The organism is Microbacterium azadirachtae (genome assembly GCF_025583665.1).
GTDB classification, from domain to species: Bacteria; Actinomycetota; Actinomycetes; order Actinomycetales; family Microbacteriaceae; genus Microbacterium; species Microbacterium azadirachtae.
Genome location: NZ_CP099706.1, coordinates 808499 through 833666, shown reverse-complemented (window position 1 = coordinate 833666; position 25168 = coordinate 808499). Strand labels below are relative to the sequence as shown.

Here is a 25168-nt window from a genome sequence, read left to right as displayed (position 1 = left end):
CTCGAATCGCGGCCTGAATCATGGCCGACCTGCTTCTGAGAAGCAGAGTCCTCTGCGCGCACCATCGCCGCGGGAGTGGCCGCCGCGACATCACACCACATCACAACCATGGGGGAAAAATGCGCAGACGCAAGATCGCGTCGACGATGATAGCCGCGCTGCTGTTTACCGGTGCTGCCGGAGTAGCGACGGCCTCCGCTGCTCAGGCGGTGGAACAGCCGGTGACCATCACCAACGCGAAGGTGCTGCTGAACGGCGTCGAAGTCGATCCGAACACGGTGATCAAGACCGGTCAGCAGCTGCGGTTCCAGGCAGACTGGAGCGTGACCGGCCAAGTGTCCGCGGGCGACACCTTCAGCGTTCCGCTTCCCACCTCCGTGCAGCTCGTCTCCTCCGCTCCGTTCTTCCTTGTCGAGGACGGGGTGAACCTCGCCCGTTGCGTGTACAACCAGGACAGCATCCTGTGCACGTTCCAGCCCGGGGGGCCGTACGGCAGCCCCCACGGCGACATCTGGTTCGTCGCGTCGTTGAAGGCGTCGACTGCCGGGGAGACCCCGAAGTGGGACGTCGGCGGGTCTCCGATCGCCCTCCCGGTGCCGATTCCGGCGACCCAGGGCCCCTGGACGCCCCCGTTCGGCACGAGCAAGAGCGGCTACGGCGAGATCGTCGACGGCAAGGCTCTGATGACGTGGAACGTCTACATGTGGCCGGGATCCGGCCCCGCCGCGAACGAGGCTGTGCGGAAGTTCGACGTCTCCGACACCCTCGATTCGAGCTCCCCGAACCAGCCCCACGTGCTCGTCCCGGACTCGTTCGTCCTCACCCGCTGGCAGCGGGATCCCGCCGATCCGACACAGGGCGTGCCCGGGTCGTCCGTGACGCTGCCGCTGGACGGAAGCTACCAGGCCGGCAGCGCGGGATATCTGGGCGAGACGTTCAGCGCCCCCGTCGTCGACAGCTCTCGGACCAGCTACAGCTTCACGCTCGACAACCTCGTCTACGGATACGAGTACCGGCTGAGCTACAAGACCGAGGCGACCGGCGCGGTTTCGTTCGCCACGGATCTGTTCGCGAACACCGCGACCGTGAACGGCAAGCCCCTGCCCGCGACCGCCACACCGCGCGCGTACGGCGGAGGAGGTGCCGAGGCGAGCGGGTACACGTCCTTCTCTGTGTCGAAGCACCTCACCAACAACTCCCGGGCCACGATGCCGGATTCGTTCGACCTCGTCGCGAACGCGGGGAGCGCGACAGAGACCGTCCACGTTCCCTCGGACGGCACTCCGGTGAACTCGGGCTACTTCCCCGTGGGCACCACCATCTCGCTCTGCGAGACGGCCGCCCACGTGTCCGGAGTCACGTGGCGGAAGTACGTGATCACGGGTGACGGCATCACCGGCCCGGATGCGAAGGGGTGCTACAGCCTCGACGGAAAGGGCGGCGAGCGCATCTCGCTCGTGCTGACCAACGTCGCCGACGCCGTGGTCGTCCCGCCGAAGCCCACGCCGACGCCCACCCCAACGGTGAAGCCGACGCCCACCGTGACGCCGACCCCGGCGCCCTCGACGACCCCGAAGCCCACCTCGACCCCCGTGCCGTCGACGCCGGCAACGGCGCCTCCGACCGACAAGTCGGGTCTGGCGAGCACGGGAGTCGACGGCGCCGTCCTCGCCGCCGTCGTCCCGGCCGCGCTTCTCCTCGTGCTGATCGGCGGTGGCGCGATCCTCCTGGGTCGACGTCGCTCCGCCTCGAACTAGCCGACGCGCACACAACGAAGAAGAGGACGACGGGCGATGGTCCGTCGTCCTCTTCCGCGCGCCTGGGCCGTGGCGAGATGCCGTGAGTCGGATGTGCGCGGCCGACGTCCCCCGAGGTCGGCCGCGCAAGGGCCTCAGCGAAGAGGAACCGCAGCCGAGAACGCCGCCGGATGGTCCCCAATCCGGCGCGTCGAATCCGGCGACTCAGCACCCTCACCCTGGGAAGGAAGGCAAAGCAGGGTGCCCGCCGCCGGAACTGCGGTCCGGGCCGAAGTCGGCCCGCCCGGGAACAATCCTCGGATTGATTCAGCCGCGCGACCAATCTGTCGCGTTCCCCCCACGCGGAAGAACTCGAATGTCCCTGTGACCGTCCACGGCCACGTGCCCGCTGTCAGGATGGGTGGGCTTCGGCGGGCGAGGGGTTCTCTCGGACCATGACGATTTGGGGGACGATGTCTTCAGGGCGCAAGGAGCGGTTGCTCGGTCTCCTGATCGAAGACAACGGCTGGATCAGTTCCCGGCGGTTGGCGGACCACGTCGGCGTGACGACGCGCACCGTGCGCAACTACGTGGCTGAGCTGAACTCGCGGGGTCCCGACCTTGTCATCGAATCGGGTCCGGGCGGATATCGTGCCGCTGAGGGGGCTCGAGGCCTGCGAGACCGAGGGTACGGAAGCTCTCCTCGAGCACGTCGTGACGTCCTTGTGCGCCGGCTCGTCGATGTCGATGAGGGCTTCGACGTGTTCGAGATGGCGTCGGAGCTGTTCATCAGCGAGTCGACCCTGGAGACCGACCTGGGCAGGGCCCGAGCGATGCTCGCGGGGACGCCGTTGAGTCTGAGGCGGATCGGGGATCGCGTTCGGCTGTCGGGAAGCGAGATCGCGCGCCGGCGACTGCTGAGTCGCCTCGCACACGATGAGCTCGACGCGTCGGCCGAGCCCGCGGCCGCCTATCGCGGGACGCGAGGCGGCCGCGGGCCGTCAGCGCAGGCTATGGACCCCTTCAAGGTCGATCTCGTCCGCAGCCTCGACGCGCTCGGCTACTACGTCAACGAGCTCGCGATCTCCGATGTGCTCCTCCACATCGCGATCTCAGCCGAACGCGTCATGGCCGGCCACCCGATCGATGCCCCGAGCGCGCCCAAGGATCCCGAGGTCTCAGCGATCGCCCACGTCCTGCAGGAGCTCGTCGAGACCGCGTTCGGACTCGAACTGGGGGAAGGAGATCTCGACCATCTTGCACGGCTCGTGCTCTCTCGGCTGGTGACCCCCGGCAGGACGAAAGTCGAGGCGGCAGGACTGATCGATGCGGACGTTCACGGAGCCGTGCGTGCGGCGGCGGCTCACGTCGCACGCGCGTACGCCGTCGAGTTGGACGACGAGCAGTTCTTGCTGCGGCTGGCCTTGCACGTGCAGAACCTGCGGCGGCGCGTCAACGAGCAGACCACGGCCCGAAACCCGCTCACTCGCACCCTCAAGAGCGCATACCCGCTGCTCTTCGAGATCGCCGTCGCCTTCGCGGACGACCTTCATCGGCGTCTGGGTCTGCCGTCGGATGAGGATGAGATCGCGTATCTCGCGATGCACATCGGCGGGCACCTGGAGCAGGCGCGACGCACAGCCGACGTCGTCACCGTCACCATCGTGTGCCCGGGGTACTACGAGCTCCACGAGATCCTGCGGTCGCGGGTGGGCCGCTCGTTGGGCGTGGCCATCGATGTGATCCAGGTGCTCACGCGAGTCGATCCCGATTGGGACAGCCTCACGACCGACCTGGTGCTGAGCACCATTCCGTCACCGCTGCCACCCGATCGCGTCGTGCGGATCCACCCGTTCCTGACAGAGGCCGACGTCGAGACGACGCAACGAGCCGCGGCGCGCGTGCGGAGGTCGAGACGGCTCGGTCGTCTTCGCGCCGAGCTCTCCCGGTATCTGTCGGAGGCTGCCTTCCTCTATCCGTTGCCCGACGACGGCGAGGAGGTCATCATCCGGAAGCTGGGTTCGCTCCTTCTCCACGAGGGAGTCGTCGATCAGACCTACATCGACAACACGATCGCCCGAGAGCAGATCTCGTCGACGGCCTTCACGGCGGCGTTGGCGGTGCCTCACGCCCTGCAGATGACGGCACGCCGGACGGCGATAGCGATCGGCGTCGCCGACGGTTCCGTGCGATGGGGCTCCGGGCGGGTACAGGTCGTGGCATTCGCGGCCTTCAGCGGGAACGATCGGGCGGCTTTTCAGACCGTGCTCGAACAACTCGCGGAGGTCTTCAGCGAGGGCGAGAGTGTGCAGCGCATCGTCCGCCGCGGCAGGACGTTCGCCGTGTTCTTCGATGAGCTCGTCGCCGCCATCGACCGGTGAGCCGGCAGCGCTCCCCGGTCGGAACACGGTCAGCGCTGACGAGCCGGGATCACGCCGACCTCGTGGAGGAAGCCCCAGAGACGGAACGCGGTCAGCGTCATGCCCCCCTCGTCGATGACGACCCGCTCCTGCCCGACCACGCGATGCACACGATGGGAAACCAGCAGGGCGGCCGTCGGCGCATGCGGAGACGGACCGCGTCCGATACGCATCACATCGCGCCCCAGCGGATCGATCGCTGATCCGAGGATCAGCAGGTCGTCCGCCAGCAGCACTCGACGAAGCAGCTGCCTGTGCTGCTCATCGGTCAGCGTCCAGTGCCGGAAGATCCTCCCGACGGTCTGCACCAGTTCGTCGCCGTTGACCCCTGCACGAAAGCCGTAGTCGAACAGAAGCCGATCCACGTCCTCGGCCGACGCACGGGGAAGACGTCTCCGGGGAGTCAGCAGCTCTCCCTCGGCATAGCGCCGCGTGTCGACCACCCGGCCGGCCAGACGCTCGGCCGTCAGCACAGGACCATCGATGGTCGGATCGTAGAAGTCCCCCTCATGGATCACCCGTCGGCCGGAGCCGCCCTTGGTCCATTTCAACGTCTCGATGACGAGCCGACCGTCGCCTCGTTCGGATCTCTTCCAGGACAGGGTGCGCGACGCTCTCATCGGCCGGGCCACGTCGTGCCCCGCGCCGTCACTGATCGGAGCAAGCGGGTGGATCGACATGGATGTTCTCTCTCGGGTCAGCCGACCCGCACAGGGCGGCCAAGGCTCCCCCAGTGTGGCGTCCCCGCGGGGCGGCTCGACAAGCGGTTTGTTTCCGCGGATACGGAAGTTCGCGGCCGCTCGTCGATGCACCGCGGTCGACAGCAGATCGCGTCCAGAGACTCGCGTAATAATCCCTGCGTTCGCGGGTCTCCTCATTCGACGGATCAGCCGCTACCCAGACGATCTCGGATCGGACGTGGCTGACGATCGTTGGGCACCGTATCCCCGATGCCCGATGCGGCCGGTGTCCCACAGTTCCGCCGGCCGCATCACACCCACGATGGCGGCGTGCGATGCGAGCTCAGACAGGCCGGGACTGGACTGTGCGGGCGCCGGTTTCGAGGTCGGAGCCGTTGCGAGAGCGACGCATCGTCGCGACGACGATGACCATCAGGATCGCGCATCCCAGGGCGACCCAACCGGAACCGACCCCGACGCCGCCCTCGGTCGTCGGCTTGCCGAGCGCGTCGGCGATCGAGGCGCCGAGCGGCCGGGTGAGCACGTACGCCGCCCAGAAGGAGAGAGTCCCGTTCCAACGCAGGAACCGGAACCCCAGAGCGGGAACGAGGATGAGCACGGCGAACAGGACGATCGACGGCACGTAGCCCAGCCCGAGGCCCACCGCCGCGAGGTCGCCCGCGGCCGTGCCGAGAGCGAACGTGGCCACGACGGCCGCCCAGTAGAACAGCTCTCGACGCGTCGTGCGGACTTCGTGCACCGACACGGAGCCCTCGATCCGCGACCACAGCAGGAACACGACGCCCAGGGCGAGCGCGTAGACGACCGTCGTCACCGCATACGGAAGCCCGATCACGACGTGCACCACGTCGGCGGCCATGGTGCCGAACACCCCGACCATCGCCACGGTGAGCCAATACACCCCCGGAACATGACGGCGGCGGGTGAGCTGCCAGGTGAGGGCTCCGCTGAAGAGCACGAAGCCGAGAAGCACAGCGAGCACCGGCGGCATCACATGAATCGAGAAGTCCGACGCCGCTTCACCGAACGCGGTCGACGCGGCCTTCGCCAGCCAGAAGCCGGCCGTGGGATCGGGGACGCGAGATGCCGTTCGCGCGTCGTCATGTCCGGTCATGGTCGCTCCCCGGTCTGCGGCCCGTCTCGTCCCGCCGACTGCGGATCCGCAAGGACGCTATCGGCGGCGTTTAGGCGTGCGCTGACAGCCGCAGGCGCTTGGCGCTCGAGCGCGCGGCGTCCGTGGCGGTCCATTGCGGAGGACGACACCCGGTCAGGTCGCAGACCAGCTGATGACGACGACGCCCCCGCCGCGTTCCGCCACGGCGCAGCCGATCTTCACCAACCGCTGCTCGGGAGGAAGGTCGGGAGCGACGGGCGGGAGCGTCACGGTGGCCAGGTAGGAGAGGCGGTAGAGATCCCCCTCCCAGACGCCGTCGGGCGCCGCGGATGAGCGTTGCGCGACGAAGCCTTCGGGATACTGCGCGACCCCCTGGGCGTCGCACGTCGTGAGAGACCCGGTTTCGACGCGGGACTTCGGATCGGTGGACGATGCGAGGGTCTCCGTGGGGCTCGGGGTGGGCGAGGCGCTCGGAACCGACGCGCGAGCGCCGTCCATCTCAGAATCGGTGCCAGAACACGAGGTCGTGAGCAGTGCCATGGCCACGATCCCAAGGACAGTCAGAATCCGCATGCGGTCATCCGGGCATCTCGAGTACCCGCGCGAGGCGGTGAGATCCGGGTCCGAAGCCCACCGGCGAAACCGTGGCATCAGGATCCGACTCGCGTCCTCGACGCTCGGCGCGGCGCTCTCGGTCTCGTCGGTGCAAGGAGGTCGCCGTGTACGGTGCCGGACGGCAGCTCCTGCTCATCACTGCGGTAATAATCCCCGTGGTACTGATACCCGTAATACGCAGCACCACTACCCCGACGCGGAACCTTGTTCAACACCAAACCCAAAGCACGCGCCCCCGCACGCTCCAGATTCCCGATCGCCTTCCCCAACACCTCGAACGTCGTCTTCCCCACCGTGCCGACAATGATCGCGCCGTCGGCGCTGTGGGCGAGCACGGCCGCGTCCGTCACCGGAATCAACGGCGGCGCATCGATGATTACGATCGCCTCCCGCGCGATCGACTTCAACAACTCCCGCATCCGCGCCGACCCCAACACCTCACTCGGATTCGGCGGCACCTTCCCCGCCGTCACCACCAACAACTGCCCATTACCGAACCGCTGCGCCACCTCCGCGATCGTCGCCCGCCCCGCAAGCACATCCGAGATCCCCGCACCCTTCGGCAAACCGAACACCGTATCCACCATCGGACGCCGCAGATCCCCATCGATCAACACCACCGGCTGCCCACTCGACGCCAACGTCACCGCCAGATTCGACGAAATCGTCGACTTCCCATCACCCGGCAACGGACTCGTCACCACAATGATCCGCGGCGGATTATCCACATCCATGTACTGCAGATTCGTCCGCAACTCCCGCATCGCCTCACCGATACCGAACAGATGCGCACCCTCACTACCCCGACTCGAGCCCCCATCAAACGGCAACAACCGGTTATCCGCCGTGAACGACTTCTCCTCCGGGATCGTGCCCACCACAGGCTTACCCGTCTCCCGCTCCACCTGCTCCACCGAACGAATCCGACGATCCAACGTGTACCGCAACAGGCCATACCCCACCGCGACCGCCAAACCCACCAACGCCCCCAACGCCAACGCCAACCGCGTATTCGGCGACGACGGCGCATCCGGCAAACGCGCCGAATCAATCGGACTCAAAAACACCGCCCCCTGTCTGTCGGGGTCGCCCGTTTCGAGGCGATTCACTTCGGAAGCCATGGACTTCACCCACGCCTCCGCGATGCTGCGCGCCATCTCCGGCGTGCTCGCCGTGACGGTCACCTGCAGATTGACGGTGTCGACGACATTGGTGACGGCGACCTTGGTGACGAGCTGCTCGGGACTGGCGCTGAGGTGGAGGTCGTCGATGACTCCCTGAGCGACAGCGCGGGACTGACCGAGCGTGACATAGGTCTTGACACGACCCGCGGTCAGAGTGTTCCCGAGCATGGCCGAGCTCAGATCCGACGACGGGCCGGTCGATGAGGAGGCCGCCTGCACGATCGCGGAGGCGTCGGCCGTATACGCCTTCGGCTGCAGCAGACTCCACCCGAACGCGACGGCGACGCCGAGGAAAGCGATGAGGACCATCCCGAGCCAGTGCGCTCGGAACACCCGGAGATATTCACGCAGATCCATCAGTCCGCCCCTCGTTATTCACCAGACGAGGCGAACCCGCATCGATGAGGAAAAGTACCCTCCGTCGATTCTGAAACTTGCAGCGCTCCGGGTTCTTCTGTCGCGCCCCTTCAGAGGAGACATGTCGCGAACTCGGATCATGAGGTGTCGCGAAACAGACGGAACTCGATCTCTGCGCTCCGGTGCCGCCCGAGGAAGGGAGAAGGCGTGCGCGAGGCTGCTCCGGTTTCGTGCGGAGAGCTATCCCTCTTCGGACCGTTCCGTAGGCGAGCGCCGGCCGACACCGAACCAGGCCGCCGCCCCGAGTCCGGGCGCGGCGATGATCACGACGGCCCACACCATCGCCCTCATCGACGAGAGCCGGTGCGCTCGTCGGATCAGGGAGGTCAGGGCGGTAACGGTCAACGCGATGAGCAGCACGGTGAACACGGTCCACGCCACGTCGTAGGCGTCCGGCAGAAGCGGATTGTGCGGACTCATGCGCTCACGCTACGACATCGACGCGTCAGGCAGGAGCGGACCGGCGAGACGAACAGGAGCTCGATGCGCGCGGGCGGCGATTCGGACGTCTCCGGGAACGAGAAAACCCCCGGAGATCCGGGGGTTTCGATCGGTAGCAGGAGCGGGGCTTGAACCCGCGACCTCACGATTATGAGTCGTGCGCTCTCACCAACTGAGCTACCCTGCCGCACGGCATCCGATGGATACTGCGAGCCCCGAGTCAGGATTGAACTGACGACCCCTTCCTTACCATGGAAGTGCTCTGCCACTGAGCTATCGGGGCGTGCTGCCCTCGCGGGCAACCAGTCGAGAATACCAAAGATTCGGCGCGCCACCGAATCGAGGCGACGCTTGCGTCACACGGGCGTGTCCACCCTCCAGAGGGCCGCGCTCAACCGGCGTCGAGGATCCTCCGCCGCAGTTCCTCGACCACACCCGCACCGCCCGCGAGGTTCAGCCGACGGGCCACCTCACGCCCCTCGGGACGCAGGAACACCCCGCCGGCCTCCTGCACGAGCAGCGCGCCCGCCGCGAAGTCCCACGGCGAGAGCCCTCGCTCGAAGTAGCCGTCGAGACGCCCGGCGGCCACGTACGCGAGATCGGTCGCTGCGCTCCCCCCACGCCGCAGATCGCGGGCGATCGGCATCACCCGACCCACGGTTGCGAGGTCGCCGGCGTGGGTGGACGGGTCGTATCCGAAGCCGGTCGCCAGCAGCGCGCCCGCGGGGCCCGGTTCGGCGACGCGCAGTCGCACCCCGTTCACGTGCGCGCCTTCTCCGCGCGCGGCGGAGAACGTCTCGCCGACGACCGGTGAGTGCACGACGCCGGCGACCGCGTTCCAGCCGTCGGGATCCGCACCGCCTTCGACCGCGGCGATGCTCACGGCGTACAGCGGGATGCCCGAGGCGTAGTTGACGGTGCCGTCGATGGGATCCACGACCCAGGTGATGCCGGTGGTGCCCTCGCCGCCACCGGACTCCTCTCCGAGGAAGCCGTCGCCCGGCCGTTCGGCGTCGAGCCGCGCACGGATCAGGACCTCGACTTCGCGGTCGGCCTCGGTGACGATGTCGGCGAGGGTCGACTTGCTCGCCGCGATCGAGACCCCCTCGTCGCGCCGCCGGCGAGCCAGATCCCCTGCCTCTCTGGCGATGTCCGCGGCGAGCTCGCGGAGTTCCGCGGCACTCACGACGCGGACGGAGGTGCGATCGGCGGGGCCGGCGGAGCCTGCGGGAAGCCCGGGGCCTCGCCGCCGCGCTCCGGACTCGACGGCGCTGCACCGCCCGAGGAACCCGCCCCTTCGAGTCCATGCCCACCGGAGAACGGCTGGGGCGCCGGCGCCGCGAGCTCGGCCGGCGCGGCAACCGTCGCCGGGGCCGCCTGACCGGGGATCGTGGCGCCGGGAGAGGGGATACCCGTGTAATAGGCGTTCCAGTCGGGCGTGCCGTCCGGGAGGATCGGCAGGGGCGTGCGGCCGTCGGCGAAGGTCGGCCACGCCTGCAGCTGAGGCTGAGGAGCCGGGTACGCGGCCGGGTGCGGGGCGGCCGCGACCTGCGCCGGACGCTTCGGGGCGAACAGGGCGTTGAGCAGCGGGATCAGCATCGTCCCGACCGCGGTGAGGATCGTGAGGGCCACCACGATCCTCCAGTACAGCTCGTCGTAGTGGAACGTGTGCGGGAAGGTCAGGTAGAACACCAGCATCGCGACCAGGGACGCAAGGAACGCGTACGTCACCCACACGATCGCGCGCGTGAACGTGGTCTCATGACGGGCTGCGGCCTTCTGGAACAGCCGGACGTGCAGCAGCGCGAGCTGCAGGATGGCGACGACGAGCACGAGGTGGAAGAACCGCTCGATCCCGCCGAAGAAGAGCGTGTGGTCGGGGAGCCAGATCTTGACCGCGCCGACCAGCAGCGCGACGATCCACGAGATCATGCTGAGCAGGGCCAGCCAGTCCTCGCGGTGGGGCGCGAGGCTCGCCTCGAGGATCGCGATCGCGGCGAAGCCCGCGAGCAGCAGGATCGTGAGGAAGGCGCGGCCGATGAGACCCTGCTGGTCTCCGATCAGCACCCAGACCACGCACACCAGCGCAGCCGCGATGAGTGCGCCGATCGCGATCCAGATGGCCCCGCGGATGAGCAAGGAGGTGTTCGGTCCGGACTTCGCCGGCGTCGTCGTGTTCGCCATGGGATCCCCCGTCTGTCGTGCCTTCATCCTCGCATGCCGGATGCGGCGGGCTCAGGATGAAGCGTCGACGGTGGAGAAGCGGCGTGCGCGCGCGGTTGTGCGGAGCGATGCGTCAGCGCGCGGCCGACCGCTGGGCGAACGCTGCGATCAATCCTTGCGCCTCGGCACCGCTGAAGGCCGCGGCGATGCTGCGCGCCTCTTCATCGAGCTGCCCGGCGAAGGAGCGCTCGGGCCGCGAGCGGACGAGACGCTTCGCCTGTCCGTACGCACCGAACGCCCCGGAGAGCCAGAAGCGAGCGATCTCCTCGGCGCGGGCGCGCACCGCCGCGGCGATCGCAGGCGCGTCGCCCTCCCCCACCGCCTCGGCCGCGATGCCCCACTCCACGCCCTCTTCGGCGGTGAGCATGCGGTCGGTGAGCAGCAGCTGCAGGGCGCGCCGCTGTCCGACGGCGGCGGCCAGCTGCGCGCTGACCGACAGGTCGGGCGTCAAGCCGACGTTGGCGTAGAGACTGCCGAAGCGCGAGTCGGATCCGACCACCGCGTAGTCGCTCGCGAGCAGGATACCCAGCCCTCCGCCCGCCGTCGTGCCGTGCGCGGCGGCCACGACAGGCACCGAGGACGAGACCAGGGAGGAGATGCCGGAGTGGATCACCTGGGCGAGGCGCTCGATCTCGTCGGGGCCGCCCATGCCCGTCGCCATGTCGATGACGTCGCCGCCGGCGCAGAACGCGCGCCCCTCGCCCTCGATCAGGATCGCGCCCACCGCGCTGTCCGCCACCGCGGCCGCGGTGGTCTCGGCCCAGGCATGCGCCAGCTCGGCGTTGAAGGCGTTGAGCCGCTGCGGGCGGTTCAGGGTGATCCTGGCGAGGCCGTCCTCGACACGGTAGAGCAGCGGCTCGGACATGGGGCTCCTTAGATCAGCGGCGATCGCGCGGCCGTCGACCGCCCGTTCAGCCTACCCGCGCTCGGCGGATCATGGCACCGAGTCCCAGACTTCGTGAGCCTGAGGTTCAGGCGGAGTCGCCGAGGACCGAGGCGACGAAGGCGTGCACCCGGCGGTGGGTGCCGTCGAGGCGCCGATCGGCGAGCCGCTCCGCGCGGATCTCGTTGGGCGCGAGCGGCGGCGCCAGCCGGACGCTCTCGTGGCAGGACAGGTCGGCGCAGATGTAGGTGCCGACGACCGACCCCTTCCGCCCCTCGGGCCCGCCGCGGCGGGCCGCGAACAGGGCGACCTGGTTGCCGGGCTGCATCGTGTGGCAGAGGTTGCACATGCCCGAGCGCACGCGGGACGGATCCGCCGCGCGGAGCACGATCCCCACCGCCTCCCCGTCCTGCTCGATCACGATGTAGCCGCTGCGCGCGGCGATCGGATCCCGCCAGGCGAAGAAGTCGAGATAGTCCCACTCAGCGAGGAGCAGGTCGTGCGGCATCGCGATCTCGGCGACCTCATCGGGCTCGGCGTTGCGGAAGGACGCCCGGAGCTGGTCTTCGGTGAGGGCATGCATGGCCTCCAGTCTAGGAACGCCGTCGACGATGCCGGTGGCCGGGCGGAGGATGAACTCGTCGCGCCGCGCGGCCTGAGGAGCGGAAACCGCTGTGGGGTTCGCATCGATCCGCATCATCACCGAAGACGTTGACCGTCTGGCCGGCTTACACGACGAACCGCCTGAACGACCCACCGAACGGCGGAAGGCCCCCGCAGTGCGAGGGCCTTCCGTCTGGGGTGGCGAGTGAGGGATTCGAACCCCCGAAGCATTCCGCGGCTGATTTACAGTCAGCTCCCTTTGGCCGCTCGGGCAACTCGCCATGCACGCCCGCCCCGCTTCTTCAGCCGACCGGGGGCGCGAAGATCAAGCATACCCGGCGGATACGGTCACCGGAAATCGAGCCCGACAAGGCGCGTCGGCGCGTCGCTCAGACGCCGAGCGTGGAGGCGCGCGCGACCAGCTCCGGACGGTAGAGCACGCGCTCCGCGGCAGCGGATCCGACGTCGGCGGCACCCAGCAGCAGGTCGACGGCGGTGGACCCGATGAGGCCCGCCGGCTGACGGATCGAGCTCAGCGGGATCACCGCCGCCTCGGCGAAGTCGATGTCGTCGTAGCCGATGAGGGCGATGTCCTGCGGGACCCGCACGTCGCCGGCCATCACCAGGCTCTGCAGGATCCCCAGCGCCAGCAGATCGTTCGCGGCGAAGATCGCATCCGGCCTCTGCGCGACCGGCCGCTCCATGAGCAGGCGACCGGCCCGGCGCCCCTCCTCCACGCTGAGCGCGCCGGTTGCCATGAACTCGAGTCCCACCCCCGCCTCCGCGGCGACCGCCTGCGCGCCGCTGAGGCGATCCGAGACCTGGCGGAGGGACACGGGCCCGCCGACGAAGGCCGGGCGGCGACGGCCGGCCTCGAGCAGGTGCGCGGCGGCGATCCTGCCGCCCTCCACATCGTCGACGGCGACCGAGGAGAAGCCGGGATCGCTCGTCTCGCGGTCCACGAGCACGCTGAGCGTGCCGCGCTCGCGCATCTGCTGCAGTCGCGGCAGGGCGTCGGCGACGGGCGTGATGAGCACGCCCGCGACCCGCTGCTCCTCGAAGAGGTCGAGCAGCAGGCCCTCGCGACGGGCGTCCTCATCGCTGTTCGCGACGAGGACCGACAGGCCGTGTTCGTCGGCGCGCTGCTCGGCGCCGCGCACCACCTCGGCGAAGAACGGGTTGCGGATGTCGAGCACCACCAGCCCGATCGTGCGGCTGCGCCCCGCGCGGAGCTGCCGCGCCGCGTCGTTGCGCACGTAGCCGAGGCGGGCGATCGACGCCTGCACCCGGGACACGGTCTCGGCGGAGACGCGCTCCGGACGGTTCAAGACGTTCGAGACGGTGCCGACGGACACACCGGCGTCCTCGGCCACTTCCCGGACGCTCACGACCATCGCCGCCCCCTTCTCTCGCACAGCGAGCCTAGGGCATCCCTCGGCCGGAGCCGGGGCGGGCCGCGCCCGCAGATCGGGGCGCGGCCGCGCGTCACGCGACGAAGCGGTGCTCGCCTCCGACGACCTCATGCGCCGCCCCTCCCGGGAGCACGATCTCCGCGGGGACCCCGTCGGGGATCCGCACGTCGAGCACGAACCCCTCGTCCTCGGTGCTCCAGTGGGCGGCGATCTCGCCCGCCGCGGATTCGTAGCGGGTGCGCGCCCAGGTGATGCCCGGCCCGGGGACCGGCTCGATGCGCACCTTGGCGTAACCGGGCTCGGCGGGCCGGACGCCTCCGACGACCTGGTGGATCCAGTCGACGACCGCGCCGAGCGCGTAGTGGTTGAAGCTCGTCATCTCCCCGGGATTGATGGATCCGTCGGGAAGCATCGAGTCCCAGCGCTCCCACACCGTGGTCGCGCCCATCGTCACCGGGTAGAGCCAGGACGGGTTCTCCTTCTCCCGCAGCAGGCGGTACGCATCCTCCACGTGACCGGTGTCGGAGAGCGCCCAGGTGACGAACGGGGTGCCCGCGAAACCGGTCGTGACCCGGTAGTCGCCGGCGCGCACGAGCTCGGCCAGCCGGTCGGCCGCCTTCTCGCGATCGACGTCGTCGAGGAGCCCGAAGCAGATCGCCAGGGCGTAGACCGTGACGCAGTCCGAGCGCACCCGGCCGGCTTCCACGTAGTGCTCCTGGAACGCGGTGCGCGTGCGCTCCGCCAGAGCCCGCCAGCGCTCCGCATCGGCGGCCTTCCCGAGGATCTCCGCCGCCTCCGCCGCGAACGAGGCCGACCGGTACAGGCACGCGGTCGCGACGACATGCGGATCCGCCTTCGCCGCGGCCGGGTTCTCCGGGGGCGCATCCGGATCCAGCCAGTCGCCGAACTGGAAGCCCTCGTCCCACAGCCCGCTCGGCGAGAGCGCACGCTCCACCGACTCGAGATGCAGCACCATCGCCGGGTAGTGCGCCGCCAGCCGATCGCGATCGCCGTAGGCCCACCACAGCGCCTCGGGCACCCACACCGCGGCATCGCCCCAGATGGCCGTCGCACCGAGGGCGGGGAAGGCGAAGTCGTCACCGAAGTGCGCGTACTTGAGAACGTCCGGCACGACGATCGGAACGATCCCCGCCGAGGAGTGACGGGTCTCCGCGTGCAGATCCTCGAGCCAGTCGTGCAGGAAGTCGGACGTGTCGAACTGGAACGAGGCCGAGGCCGCGTAGGCCGCGATGTCGCCCGTCCAGCCCAGCCGCTCATCCCGCTGCGGGCAGTCGGTGGGGACGCTGAGGAAATTGCCCTTCTGTCCCCACACCGAGTTGCGCACGAGCTGGGTGACCAGCGGGTCCGAGCATTCGAAGGAGCCGAGGCGGCGCATCTCGGAGTGCACGACGACGGCCTCCAGATCCTCCGGGCGCAGCTCTCCGGGCCAGCCTGTGACCTCGGCATAGCGGAAGCCGTGGAAGGTGAGCGTCGGCTCGAACACGTCCTCGCCGCCGGAGAGCACGAACACATCGGTCGCCTTAGCAGCGCGCAGCGGCCGCGTGCCCAGCTCGCCGTCCTCGAGCACTTCGGCGTGCCGCAGCACGATCTCGGTCCCGCGCGGCCCCTGCAGGCTCGCGCGGATCCAGCCGACGAGGTTCTGGCCGAAGTCGACGAGCGTGCGCCCGGCGGGCGACGTCCAGATCCGCACCGGCCGAAGCGTCTCCTGGCGGCGCACGGGAGGCCCCGCCTGCGCGATGAGCCGGCTGCGATCGACGTCGACCGTCGAGACGGCGAGCTCCTCCCCCGGCTCTCCGCGCAGGCGGGCGTCGATCGTCTCGCCGTTGTACAGCGAGTTGCGCAGCACCTCGGTGGTCTCTGCACGCCAGGACGGATCGGTCAGGACGGTCTGCACCGCGCCGTCCTCGAACACGAGCTCCAGAGCGAGGGCGAGGGCGATCTGCTCCCCGTAGTTGGCGTTCGCCCCCTCGAAGCCCAGGTCGCCGCGGTACCAGCCGTTGCCCACCAGCACGTCGAGGGAGAGCTCCCCGGATCCGCCGCGCACCGCATCCGTGACGTCCCACGTCTGGAACGGCAGCCGCCACTCGTACGCGTTCCAGCCCGGATCGAGCACCGAGTCCGAGACGGGAGCGCCGTCCAGACGGGCCTCGTACACCCCCAGCGCGGTCGCGACGAGCCTGGCGGAGACCACCTCCTCGCGCGGCTGCTCGGGCACGATGGTGCGCCGGAAGCGGATCGCGGCCTCGCGCGGGGCCTCCGCGGTGAGGAAGTCGGCGTGGGTCAGCGGGTTTTCCATCTCGGTCCTTCCGGATCGTGGGCGTGCAGGGGGATCAGGACTCGACCGGGGCCGCGTCCGCCTCGGGCTCGGGCTCGACGGCGACCGTGCGCAGCGACTCCGTGACGAACTGGCTCTCCCCCGCCTTGCGGAAGGCGAACCAGGCCACGATCAGCCCCACCGCGACGACGCCGCTGAGCACCGCGTACAGCCCCTGCGGGCTGACCGCGATGAGGGCGGGCGTGACGAACGCGAGCAGAGCCGCCACGACGCGGGCCACGGCGATGACCGCGCCCTGCGCGGTCGTGCGCAGCAGCGTGGGGAACGACTCCTGAGTCCACACCTTCATGATCCCCTCGAACGCGAACGCACCGCCGACGCCCATGAACAGGTTCATCGCGATGATCGTGGGCAGGCTGAAGCCCAGCACCGCCGGCGTCAGGTAGCCGAGCAGCAGCACGATCGCTCCGAACACGAAGTAGGTCATGCGGTGCTTGCCGTCGACGATGCGCATGAACCACAGCCCCGCGAGCAGGCCGATCGGGAACGAGAGCAGGCCGATCGCCGAGTTCGTCTCGACGGGGATGCCCGCGACGTTCACCGCGAGGTAGGTGCCGAACTGACCGCCGGTGTTCGCGCCCACGTTGGTCAGCGCGTAGAAGACCAGCAGGGCGAGGAACGGCGCGAGGTAGGGCTTGCGCAGGAGGTCGCGCACCGATGCGCGGTCGGCGCGGACCGTGACCACGCCGCGACGGCGCTCGTCACGGGCGGCCAGCCAGAACGGCGACTCGGGGATCGTGAGGCGGGCGAGGAAGACGAGCGCCGCGATGATGCCGACCTGACCGAACAAGAGCTGCCCGCCGATGCGGCCCAGTCCGCCGGCGAAGGTCGCGATCACGATGGTGCCGAGGATGCCGACGACCCACAGGATGTTGGACAGGCCGATGATCGCGCCGCGGTTCTTCTCGGAGGCCGCCTCGGAGATCGTCGAGAGCGACACCGGCAGATCCGCTCCCGTGCCGAGTCCCGCGAAGACGACGCCGACGAGCAGTGCGGGGAACGACGAGCCGAAGACGAGCAGGGCGATCCCGACGATGACGACGAGCATCGTCACGAGGAAGACCCGACGACGACCGAACGCGTCGCCCAGCCGGCCGCCGAAGATCGCGCCGATGGCGATCGAGAGCGTGAGCATACCGGACAGGATGCCGATCTGGTCCGGCGTGATGCCGATCGTGTGCTGATAGATGACGAGGGCGATGCCGGTCGCGACGATCGTGGCGGCATCGATGTACGACGCCATGCCGCACACGACGCCGACCCACCACGGGTTCGGCTGGCGGACGGCGGGGGACTCGACGGTCATGGTTCTCCTTTGAACGGGACGAGGCGGTGCGCGGCGGCCGAGGGGCGCTGCGGATCCGGGGTGTCTGCACGCTAGCAAGCCTTGAATCGATTCACAACCCCCGTTGCACGAAACTGTTTCCGACTGACGGCTCCGCCAGAATCCGGTCAGCTTGACGACGGACTTCGCAGGACGTATCGTCGACCTCAGTTTTTGAATCGATTCAGAGCAAAGGAGCCCCGTCGATGCCCCTCGTCCTCTCCGACCTCCGCGCGGATCACCTGGAGAATCCTCTCGCCCTGCGCCGCGTCACGCCGCGGCTCACCTGGCGGGTGCGCGCAGAGGGAACGGCATCCGCGCCCCGCGCGCACCGGATCCGCATCACCGCCGCTGACGGCGCCGTGGCGCACGACTCCGGATGGATCGACTCGGACGCGACCGCGCTCGAAGCCGTCGACTTCGAGGGAGCCCCCGGCTCGGACTACCGCTGGCACCTCGCCGTGCGCGATGCGGACGGCGCGGAGGTCGAGGCGTCGGCCGGCTTCGGCATCGGGCTCGCCGACTGGGACGCGCCCTGGGCGGAGCCGGTGCAGGAGCGCGTGCTCGCCGAGGGGCCCCTCGAGATCGGCCCCGAGGTCTTCGCGCCTGCCGCCGACGCCGCGCCGCCCGGTGAGCGCCTGCACCCGCCGCGGCACCTCCGGCAGGCCTTCAACCTCCCCGCGACACCGGTGTCGGCGCGACTGCGCATCAGCAGCCAGGGCGTGCATCAGCCCTCGCTGAACGGCCGCCCCGCCGGGGACGGACTGCTCGCCCCCGGCTACGAGAGCTACCAGCACGAGATCTCGGTCATGACGCACGACGTCACCTCGCTGCTGCGCGAAGGCGCCAATGTGCTCGGCGTGATCCTCGGCGACGGCTGGTACGCCGGCCGGATCTCGATCCTCGGGCGCAGCGCACAGTATGGCGACATCCTCCGCGCCACCTGGCGCCTGGAGGTGGACCTCCCGGACGGCAGCCGACACGTGATCCGCCCGGATGCCTCCGTGCGCAGCTCCCGCGGGCCCATCGACTGGTCGGACATCTTCATCGGCGAGCGCCACGACGCGCGTGCCGAGATGCCGGGCTGGGATGAGCCGTCCGCCGACGCCGAGGCGTCCGAGGGGTGGACGCCGTGCGCGCTCCTCCCCGTCTCCGTGCCCCTCGTGCCGTTCGTCGGAGAGCCGATCCGGCGCGTCCGCGAACTGCCGGCGCAGCGCATCCTGACGACGCCGGCCGGCGAGACCGTGATCGACTTCGGTCAGGTCATGGCGGGGCGCGTGCGGATGCGCGTCCGCGGCGAGCGCGGAACGGTCGTGCGGTTGGAGCACGCCGAGGTCATCGACGCGGAGGGCAACTTCCTCGACAACATCCTCGGCGTGAACAAGGACCAGGCCGACGAGTACGTGCTCGCCGGCCGCCCCGAGGGCGAGGAGTGGGAGCCGCTGTTCACGTTCCACGGGTTCCGCTACGTCAAGCTGATCGGCTACCCCGGAACGCCCGAGCCCGAGGACTTCACCGCGGTCGTCATCGCCAACGACCTCGCGCAGACCGCCTCGTTCTCCTCGTCCCACGCGCGGCTGGACCGCCTGGTGGAGAACACGATCTGGTCGCAGCGCTCCAACTTCCTCGCGGTGCCGACCGACTGCCCGCAACGCGAACGGGCCGGCTGGACCGGCGACCTGCAGATCTTCGCGCCGACCGCGGCGACCCTGATGGGCGTCGCCGCGTTCCTCGACCGCTGGCTGCGCAACGTGCGCGTCGACCAGGACGCGCACGGCGGCATCGTGCCCATCATCGTGCCGATGCCGCCGGCCATGGACGATCCGGACCGCCCGAACGCGGGCCTCGGCGACATCAGCGACGCGGCGGGATGGAGCGACGCGATCACGATCGCCCCGTGGGAGCTGTACCGCCACTACGGCGATCCGCGGTTCCTGCGCGACAACCTCGAGGCGATGCGCACCTGGGTCGAGCACCAGACCGCCGGCGCCGCGGCCTCGCTCCCGGCAGGGCTCGATCCTGCCTCGCTCTCCCCCGAGCGGCTCGCCCGGCAGCGCCTGCTCTGGAACGGCCGGATGAACTTCGGCGATTGGCTGGCGCCGTCCACGCTCGACGGATCCCGGCCCGAGGCCGCAGGGCTCGACGAGTTCTCGGCGATCATGCTCGCACCGCAATTGACCGCGGAGCTCACCGGCCCCCTGTTCCAGATCCGCTCCCTGGACCTCTACGCCGCCTCCGCCGAGGCGCTCGGAGATGCCGTGACCGCTGCGCAGGCGCGTGAGCACGCGGCGGCGGTGCGTGCCGCCTTCGCCGCGGAGTACGTGGGCGACGACGGGCGGATCGGCCCCGACATGCAGGGCATCGCCGTGCTCGCCCTCGCGTTCGACGCCGTGCCCGACGAGATCCGCCCGCGCGCGGTGGCCCGCCTGGTCGAGCTCGTGCAGGAGGCGGGGGTGCATCTGGACACCGGGTTCGTCTCCGTCCCGTTCCTGCTGGACGTGCTGTGGGATGAGGGTCATGCCGACCTCGCGCGGGCGCTGCTCGTGCAGGACACGGCGCCCTCATGGCTGTACGAGGTCGACCACGGCGCCACCACCATCTGGGAGGCGTGGAACGCCGTGCACGAGGACGGCACGGTCGAGCGGATGTCGATGAACCACTACGCCTTCGGCTGCGTGGTCGACTGGATGATGCGGCGCCTCGCGGGCATCGAGCTCCTCGAGCCCGGCTACCGGCGCACCCGCATCGCGCCCGACCTCGACGGCGTGCTCGACCACTGCCAGGCGCACGTGGACGCTCCCGCCGGCCGGATCGCCGTGGACTGGACCCGTACCGGCGCCGAGGCGCGTCTGACCGTCGAGATCCCGCTCGGCGTCATCGCCGAGGTCGCACTGGCCCCGGGCTGGACGCTGGACGGGCCCACCGAACTCACCCCTGGCACGCACACGCTGCGCGCCGCCCGCACCGAAGAAGGCAGCGCATCATGACCCTGTCCCCCGAGATCCTGTCCGCGCTCGAGACGCAGGCGATCGAGCTGCCGAGCTGGGCGTTCGGCAACTCCGGCACCCGCTTCCGGGTGTTCGGCACGCCCGGCACGCCCCGCGACCCGTACGAGAAGATCGCCGATGCGGCGCAGGTGCACGCCCACACGGCGCTCGCCCCCACCGTGGCGCTGCACATCCCGTGGGATCTCGTCGATTCCTTCGACGACCTGCGCCGCCACGCGGAGGACCTGGGCGTCGCGCTCGGGACGGTGAACTCGAACACGTTCCAGGACGAGGACTACAAGTTCGGGGCCCTCACGCACGAGGACGACCGGATCCGGCAGAAGGCCATCGACCACCACTTCGCCTGCATCGATGTGATGCACCGGACCGGGTCGCGGGATCTCAAGATCTGGCTCGCGGAGGGGTCCAACTACCCCGGTCAGAACGACATGCGCGCCCGTCAGGACCGGCTGCAGGACTCGCTGCAGCAGATCTACGCGCGCCTCGGCGACGAGCAGCGCCTCGTGCTCGAGTACAAGTTCTTCGAGCCGTCGTTCTATCACACCGACGTGCCCGACTGGGGCACGAGCTACGCGCAGGTGGCGGCGCTCGGCGAGCGGGCGATGGTGTGCCTGGACACCGGTCACCACGCCCCCGGCACGAACATCGAGTTCATCGTGATGCAGCTGCTGCGCCTCGGCAAGCTCGGATCCTTCGACTTCAACTCGCGCTTCTACGCCGACGACGACCTGATCGTCGGCGCTGCGGATCCGTTCCAGCTGTTCCGCATCCTCGCGGAGGTGATCCGCGGCGGCGGGTTCGGCAATCCCGACGTGGCGTTCATGCTCGACCAGTGCCACAACATCGAGGCGAAGATCCCGGGCCAGATCCGCTCGGTGCTGAACGTGCAGGAGATGACCGCCCGCGCCCTGCTCATCGACCGCGACGCCCTCGCCGCCGCCCAGCGCGCCAACGACGTGCTCGCCGCCAACGCGGTGCTCATGGACGCGTTCTACACCGATGTGCGCCCCGCCCTCGCCGCCTGGCGCGAGCAGCGCGGCCTGCCCGCCGACCCGATGGCGGCGTTCCTGGGCTCCGGCTACCTGGAGCGCATCGCCGCCGAGCGCGTCGGCGGCACCCAGGCCGGCTGGGGCGCCTGAGCGCCTCCCTCCTCGCCCACGTCTATTTGCGTCAAACGGTGGGTTTCACGGCCCGAAACCCACCGTTTGACGCAAATAGACGGAATGAATAACACGGATCCCCCTGGAGAGAACCATGACCAACCCGACCGCCGCCGCCCTGATCGCGCGGAGCAACCGTCTGGGCGCCGACCCGAAGAACACGAACTATGCGGGCGGGAACACGTCCGCGAAGGGGACGGACACGGATCCCGTGACCGGTGAGCCCGTGGAGCTGTTGTGGGTGAAGGGCTCGGGCGGCGATCTGGGCACCCTCACGGAGCAGGGGCTGGCGGTGCTGCGACTGGACCGGCTGCGGGCGCTGCAGGGCGTGTATCCGGGTGTGGACCGGGAGGACGAGATGGTCGCCGCGTTCGACTACTGCCTGCACGGCAAAGGCGGCGCGGCACCGTCGATCGACACGGCGATGCACGGGCTCGTCGACGCCGCGCATGTCGACCACCTGCACCCCGATTCCGGGATCGCGATCGCGACCGCCGCGGACGGGGAGGCGCTCACCGCGCGGATCTTCGGAGGGAAGGTGGCGTGGGTGCCGTGGCGGCGTCCCGGTTTCCAGCTGGGCCTGGACATCGCCCGGATCAAGGCCGACAATCCGGACTCGGTCGGCTGCATCCTCGGCGGGCACGGGATCACCGCGTGGGGCGACACGTCCGAGGAGGCGGAGGCGAACTCGCTCTGGATCATCGAGACCGCGGCCGCATACATCGCCGAGCACGGCGCGCCCGCCCCGTTCGGGGGCATCCGCGCCGGGTTCGAGGCGCTCCCCGAGACGGACCGGCACGCGCGTGCCGCGGCGCTCGCGCCCACCATCCGCGGGCTCGTCTCGACCGATCACCCCATGGTCGGGCACTACACCGACGCCCCCGTGGTGCTCGACTTCCTCGCCGCGGAGAAGGCTCCCGCCCTCGCCGCCCTGGGCACCAGCTGCCCCGACCACTTCCTGCGCACCAAGGTGAAGCCCCTGATCCTGGACCTGCCCGCCACGGCGACGGTCGAGGAGCAGCGCGCCCGCCTCACCGAGCTGCACCAGGAGTACCGCGCCGACTACCAGGCCTACTACGACGCGCACGCGGTCCCTTCGACAGGCTCAGGGACCGGGAGTCCCGCGATCCGGGGCGCGGATCCGCTCATCGTCCTCATCCCCGGGATCGGCATGTTCTCCTACGGCAAGGACAAGCAGACCGCCCGCGTCGCCGGAGAGTTCTACGTCAACGCGATCAACGTGATGCGCGGCGCCGAAGCCGTCTCCACGTACTCCCCGATCTCGGACGCGGAGAAGTTCCGCATCGAGTACTGGGCGCTCGAAGAGGCCAAGCTGCAGCGGATGCCGAAGCCGCGCTCCCACCAGGGACGGATCGCGTTCGTCACCGGCGCCGCGTCCGGCATCGGCAAGGCCATCGCGACCCGCCTCGCCGCCGAGGGCGCCTGCGTCGTGATCGCCGACCTCGACCTCGACAAGGCCCGCGCCGCGGCCGCCGAGCTCGGCGACGCCGACGTCGCGATCGGCGTCGCCGTCAACGTCGCCGACGCGGCCGCGGTCCAGGCCGCGCTGGACGAGGCGGTGCTCGCGTTCGGGGGCGTCGACCTCGTCGTCAACAACGCCGGCCTGTCCCTGTCCAAGCCCCTGCTGGAGACGACCGAGGCGGACTGGGATCTGCAGCACGACGTGATGGCCAAGGGATCCTTCCTCGTCTCGAAGGCTGCGGCGCGGATCCTCATCGACCAGCGCCTCGGCGGCGACATCGTCTACATCTCGTCCAAGAACAGCGTCTTCGCCGGACCGAACAACATCGCCTACTCCGCCACCAAAGCCGACCAGGCCCACCAGGTGCGCCTGCTCGCCGTCGAGCTCGGCGAGCACGGCATCCGCGTCAACGGCATCAACCCCGACGGCGTCGTCCGCGGATCCGGGATCTTCGCGTCCGGCTGGGGCGCGAACCGCGCCGCGACCTACGGCGTCAAGGAAGAAGACCTCGGCCAGTACTACGCGAACCGCACGATCCTCAAACGCGAAGTCGTGCCCGAGAACGTCGCCGACGCCGTGTCCGTGCTCACCGGCCCCGACCTCACCCGCACCACCGGCCTGCACATCCCCGTCGACTCCGGCGTCGCCGCCGCCTTCCTCCGATGACCCCACCGCCGCCCGTCCGGGCGTTCGCCGCCGTCGATCTCGGCGCGACCAGCGGCCGCGTCATGATCGGCCGTGTCGGCGGCGATCGGCTCGACCTGGAGCAGGTCGCCCGGTTCCCGAACGGACCCGTCGAGCGCGAGGACGGGCTGCACTGGGACTTCGAGGCCCTCGCGGAGCACGTCATCGACGCTCTCGCCGAGGCCGTGCGCCGGGAACCCGCGATCGAGAGCATCGGCATCGACACGTGGGCCGTCGACTACGGCCTCCTCCGCGACGATGCGCTCCTCGCCGAGCCGTTCCACTACCGGGACGCGCGCACGGCCCGCGGCGTGGAGGCCGTGCATGCGCGGATCCCGTTCGGCGACCTGTACGCCCGCAACGGCCTGCAGTTCCTGGCTTTCACCTCGCTGTATCAGCTCGCCGCCGACGAGCGGGCCGCCGACGCCGACACCCTGCTGCTCGTGCCCGACCTGCTCGCGCATCGCCTCACCGGAGCGCGCGTCGCCGAGCGCACCAATGCCTCGACGACCGGGCTTCTCCGCGTGCACGACCGCGAATGGGACGTCGCGCTGGCCGAGAGGATCGGGATCCGCCCTGCGCTGCTGCCCGCGCTGGTCGAGCCAGGCGAGCGGATCGGGCGGCTGCGTCCCGAGCTCGCCGCCCGGATCGGCGCGGATCTCCCCGTCATCGCCGTCGGATCGCACGACACCGCCTCGGCGGTCGTCGCCGCGCCGCTCGCCTCTCCCGACTCCGCGTACATCTCGTGCGGCACCTGGGGACTGGTCGGCGTCGAGCTCGCGGCTCCGGTGCTCACCGAGGAGGCGCGCGCCGCCGGCTTCACCCATGAACTCGGCGTCGACGGACGGATCCGGTTCCTGCACAACGTCACCGGCCTCTGGCTGCTGAGCGAGACCGTGCGCACCTGGGAGGCGGAGGATGGCGCCTCGATCGACCTCCCGGCGCTCCTGCAGGCGGCCGCCGCCGCGGCGCCGACCGTGCTGTTCGACACGGAGGACCCCTCCCTCAGCGCCCCCGGCGATATGCCCGCCCGCATCGCGGCGCTCGTCCGCGCGACGGGCGAGGAACCACCCGGCGACCGGGCCGGGTTCGCGCGTATGATCGTCGCCTCGATCGCACAGGCGTTCGCCGACGCCGTCCGCGCGGCGGCCGCGCTCTCCGGCCGTTCCCTCGACGCGATCGACCTCATCGGCGGAGGCGCGCTCAATGGCCTGCTCTGCCAGGAGACCGCCGACCGCACGGGCCTCCCCGTGCTCGCCGGCCCGGTGGAGGCGACCGCCCTCGGGAACGTGCTCGTGCAGGCCCGGGCGGCAGGCGTGTTCGGCCGCGATGCGTCCCTGGAGGAGCTGCGCGACGTCGTGCTCCGCACGCACGCCCCGGTGCGCTACGTGCCGCGTCCCTGAG

At 69.9% G+C, this 25168-nt stretch carries 18 protein-coding genes and 3 tRNA genes; 6 read left to right on the top strand and 15 right to left on the bottom strand.

Annotated features, from left to right (window positions below; all coding sequences use genetic code 11):
* Nucleotides 1-221 precede the first annotated feature (221 nt).
* The gene (locus NFX31_RS03910) at nt 222-1757 is read left to right on the top strand and encodes an Ig-like domain-containing protein (RefSeq protein ID WP_262956833.1); all 1536 of its coding nucleotides are present in this window, start codon (nt 222-224) and stop codon (nt 1755-1757) included.
* A gap of 434 nt (nt 1758-2191) precedes the next feature.
* Nucleotides 2192-4117 carry a BglG family transcription antiterminator gene (locus NFX31_RS03905; protein ID WP_338101489.1) on the top strand — a complete coding sequence of 642 codons (1926 nt, stop codon included), beginning with the start codon at nt 2192-2194 and terminating at the stop codon, nt 4115-4117.
* 29 nt (nt 4118-4146) lie between these two features.
* On the opposite strand, the gene NFX31_RS03900 is transcribed toward NFX31_RS03905, so the two are convergent.
* The 15 genes from NFX31_RS03900 to NFX31_RS03830 form a co-directional block, all read right to left on the bottom strand.
* Nucleotides 4147-4788 (bottom strand): hypothetical protein, encoded by a 642-nt coding sequence (locus NFX31_RS03900; RefSeq protein ID WP_262956832.1) that lies wholly within the window; start codon nt 4786-4788, stop codon nt 4147-4149.
* A gap of 391 nt (nt 4789-5179) precedes the next feature.
* Nucleotides 5180-5971, bottom strand: coding sequence for a COG4705 family protein (locus NFX31_RS03895; RefSeq protein ID WP_045250713.1), 792 nt, complete (start codon nt 5969-5971; stop codon nt 5180-5182).
* Between the two features lie 153 nt (nt 5972-6124).
* Nucleotides 6125-6511 carry a hypothetical protein gene (locus tag NFX31_RS03890; protein ID WP_262956831.1) on the bottom strand — a complete coding sequence of 129 codons (387 nt, stop codon included), beginning with the start codon at nt 6509-6511 and terminating at the stop codon, nt 6125-6127.
* Between the two features lie 110 nt (nt 6512-6621).
* The gene (locus NFX31_RS03885; RefSeq protein ID WP_262956830.1) at nt 6622-8127 is read right to left on the bottom strand and encodes a tyrosine-protein kinase domain-containing protein; all 1506 of its coding nucleotides are present in this window, start codon (nt 8125-8127) and stop codon (nt 6622-6624) included.
* Between the two features lie 240 nt (nt 8128-8367).
* Nucleotides 8368-8607: a PLD nuclease N-terminal domain-containing protein gene (locus tag NFX31_RS03880; RefSeq protein ID WP_262956829.1), complete on the bottom strand. Its 240-nt coding sequence runs from the start codon at nt 8605-8607 to the stop codon at nt 8368-8370.
* Between the two features lie 134 nt (nt 8608-8741).
* Nucleotides 8742-8815, bottom strand: a tRNA-Met gene (locus NFX31_RS03875).
* Nucleotides 8816-8839: 24 nt separating this feature from the next.
* A tRNA-Thr gene (locus NFX31_RS03870) sits at nt 8840-8911 on the bottom strand.
* Nucleotides 8912-9019: 108 nt separating this feature from the next.
* Nucleotides 9020-9814 carry an inositol monophosphatase family protein gene (locus tag NFX31_RS03865; RefSeq protein ID WP_262956828.1) on the bottom strand — a complete coding sequence of 265 codons (795 nt, stop codon included), beginning with the start codon at nt 9812-9814 and terminating at the stop codon, nt 9020-9022.
* Nucleotides 9811-10812 (bottom strand): hypothetical protein, encoded by a 1002-nt coding sequence (locus tag NFX31_RS03860; RefSeq protein WP_262956827.1) that lies wholly within the window; start codon nt 10810-10812, stop codon nt 9811-9813. The genes NFX31_RS03865 and NFX31_RS03860 overlap by 4 nt, the downstream gene beginning before the upstream one ends.
* Before the next feature lie 112 nt (nt 10813-10924).
* Entirely contained in the window at nt 10925-11716 is a 792-nt protein-coding gene (locus NFX31_RS03855) for an enoyl-CoA hydratase/isomerase family protein (protein WP_091478253.1), read from the bottom strand.
* A gap of 106 nt (nt 11717-11822) precedes the next feature.
* Nucleotides 11823-12317: an FBP domain-containing protein gene (locus NFX31_RS03850; protein ID WP_045248912.1), complete on the bottom strand. Its 495-nt coding sequence runs from the start codon at nt 12315-12317 to the stop codon at nt 11823-11825.
* 219 nt (nt 12318-12536) lie between these two features.
* Nucleotides 12537-12618: transfer RNA gene (locus NFX31_RS03845), tRNA-Tyr, on the bottom strand.
* Nucleotides 12619-12726: 108 nt separating this feature from the next.
* Nucleotides 12727-13731: a LacI family DNA-binding transcriptional regulator gene (locus NFX31_RS03840; RefSeq protein WP_045248906.1), complete on the bottom strand. Its 1005-nt coding sequence runs from the start codon at nt 13729-13731 to the stop codon at nt 12727-12729.
* A gap of 91 nt (nt 13732-13822) precedes the next feature.
* Nucleotides 13823-16066, bottom strand: a complete 2244-nt coding sequence (locus NFX31_RS03835; protein ID WP_262956826.1) for a glycoside hydrolase family 78 protein — start codon at nt 16064-16066, stop codon at nt 13823-13825.
* A 34-nt stretch (nt 16067-16100) separates the two neighbouring features.
* On the bottom strand, nt 16101-17411 hold the full coding sequence (locus tag NFX31_RS03830) for an MFS transporter (RefSeq protein WP_045248904.1): 1311 nt from the start codon (nt 17409-17411) through the stop codon (nt 16101-16103).
* Nucleotides 17412-17635: 224 nt separating this feature from the next.
* Between NFX31_RS03830 and NFX31_RS03825 the strand changes: the two genes are divergently transcribed.
* The 4 genes from NFX31_RS03825 to NFX31_RS03810 all read left to right on the top strand — a co-directional run bounded on the left by NFX31_RS03825 (nt 17636) and on the right by NFX31_RS03810 (nt 25167).
* Nucleotides 17636-20416 carry an alpha-L-rhamnosidase gene (locus tag NFX31_RS03825; protein ID WP_262956825.1) on the top strand — a complete coding sequence of 927 codons (2781 nt, stop codon included), beginning with the start codon at nt 17636-17638 and terminating at the stop codon, nt 20414-20416.
* A complete protein-coding gene (rhaI, locus tag NFX31_RS03820; RefSeq protein WP_262957244.1) occupies nt 20410-21576 on the top strand; it encodes an L-rhamnose isomerase in 1167 nt (388 codons plus the stop codon). Before NFX31_RS03825 ends, rhaI begins: the two co-directional genes overlap by 7 nt.
* Before the next feature lie 115 nt (nt 21577-21691).
* A complete protein-coding gene (locus tag NFX31_RS03815; protein ID WP_262956824.1) occupies nt 21692-23746 on the top strand; it encodes a bifunctional aldolase/short-chain dehydrogenase in 2055 nt (684 codons plus the stop codon).
* A complete protein-coding gene (locus tag NFX31_RS03810; RefSeq protein WP_262956823.1) occupies nt 23743-25167 on the top strand; it encodes a rhamnulokinase in 1425 nt (474 codons plus the stop codon). Before NFX31_RS03815 ends, NFX31_RS03810 begins: the two co-directional genes overlap by 4 nt.
* Nucleotide 25168: the final 1 nt, after the last annotated feature.

What these genes read in the sequence shown, in the direction of transcription:
- NFX31_RS03905 (WP_338101489.1), top strand. Translation starts at nt 2,192, where the DNA reads ATGACGATTTGGGGGACGATGTCTTCAGGGCGCAAGGAGCGGTTGCTC.
- NFX31_RS03895 (WP_045250713.1), bottom strand. Translation starts at nt 5,971, where the DNA reads ATGACCGGACATGACGACGCGCGAACGGCATCTCGCGTCCCCGATCCC.
- NFX31_RS03890 (WP_262956831.1), bottom strand. Translation starts at nt 6,511, where the DNA reads ATGGCACTGCTCACGACCTCGTGTTCTGGCACCGATTCTGAGATGGAC.
- NFX31_RS03885 (WP_262956830.1), bottom strand. Translation starts at nt 8,127, where the DNA reads ATGGATCTGCGTGAATATCTCCGGGTGTTCCGAGCGCACTGGCTCGGG.
- NFX31_RS03880 (WP_262956829.1), bottom strand. Translation starts at nt 8,607, where the DNA reads ATGAGTCCGCACAATCCGCTTCTGCCGGACGCCTACGACGTGGCGTGG.
- NFX31_RS03860 (WP_262956827.1), bottom strand. Translation starts at nt 10,812, where the DNA reads ATGGCGAACACGACGACGCCGGCGAAGTCCGGACCGAACACCTCCTTG.
- NFX31_RS03855 (WP_091478253.1), bottom strand. Translation starts at nt 11,716, where the DNA reads ATGTCCGAGCCGCTGCTCTACCGTGTCGAGGACGGCCTCGCCAGGATC.
- NFX31_RS03850 (WP_045248912.1), bottom strand. Translation starts at nt 12,317, where the DNA reads ATGCATGCCCTCACCGAAGACCAGCTCCGGGCGTCCTTCCGCAACGCC.
- NFX31_RS03840 (WP_045248906.1), bottom strand. Translation starts at nt 13,731, where the DNA reads ATGGTCGTGAGCGTCCGGGAAGTGGCCGAGGACGCCGGTGTGTCCGTC.
- NFX31_RS03835 (WP_262956826.1), bottom strand. Translation starts at nt 16,066, where the DNA reads ATGGAAAACCCGCTGACCCACGCCGACTTCCTCACCGCGGAGGCCCCG.
- NFX31_RS03830 (WP_045248904.1), bottom strand. Translation starts at nt 17,411, where the DNA reads ATGACCGTCGAGTCCCCCGCCGTCCGCCAGCCGAACCCGTGGTGGGTC.
- NFX31_RS03825 (WP_262956825.1), top strand. Translation starts at nt 17,636, where the DNA reads ATGCCCCTCGTCCTCTCCGACCTCCGCGCGGATCACCTGGAGAATCCT.
- NFX31_RS03815 (WP_262956824.1), top strand. Translation starts at nt 21,692, where the DNA reads ATGACCAACCCGACCGCCGCCGCCCTGATCGCGCGGAGCAACCGTCTG.
- NFX31_RS03810 (WP_262956823.1), top strand. Translation starts at nt 23,743, where the DNA reads ATGACCCCACCGCCGCCCGTCCGGGCGTTCGCCGCCGTCGATCTCGGC.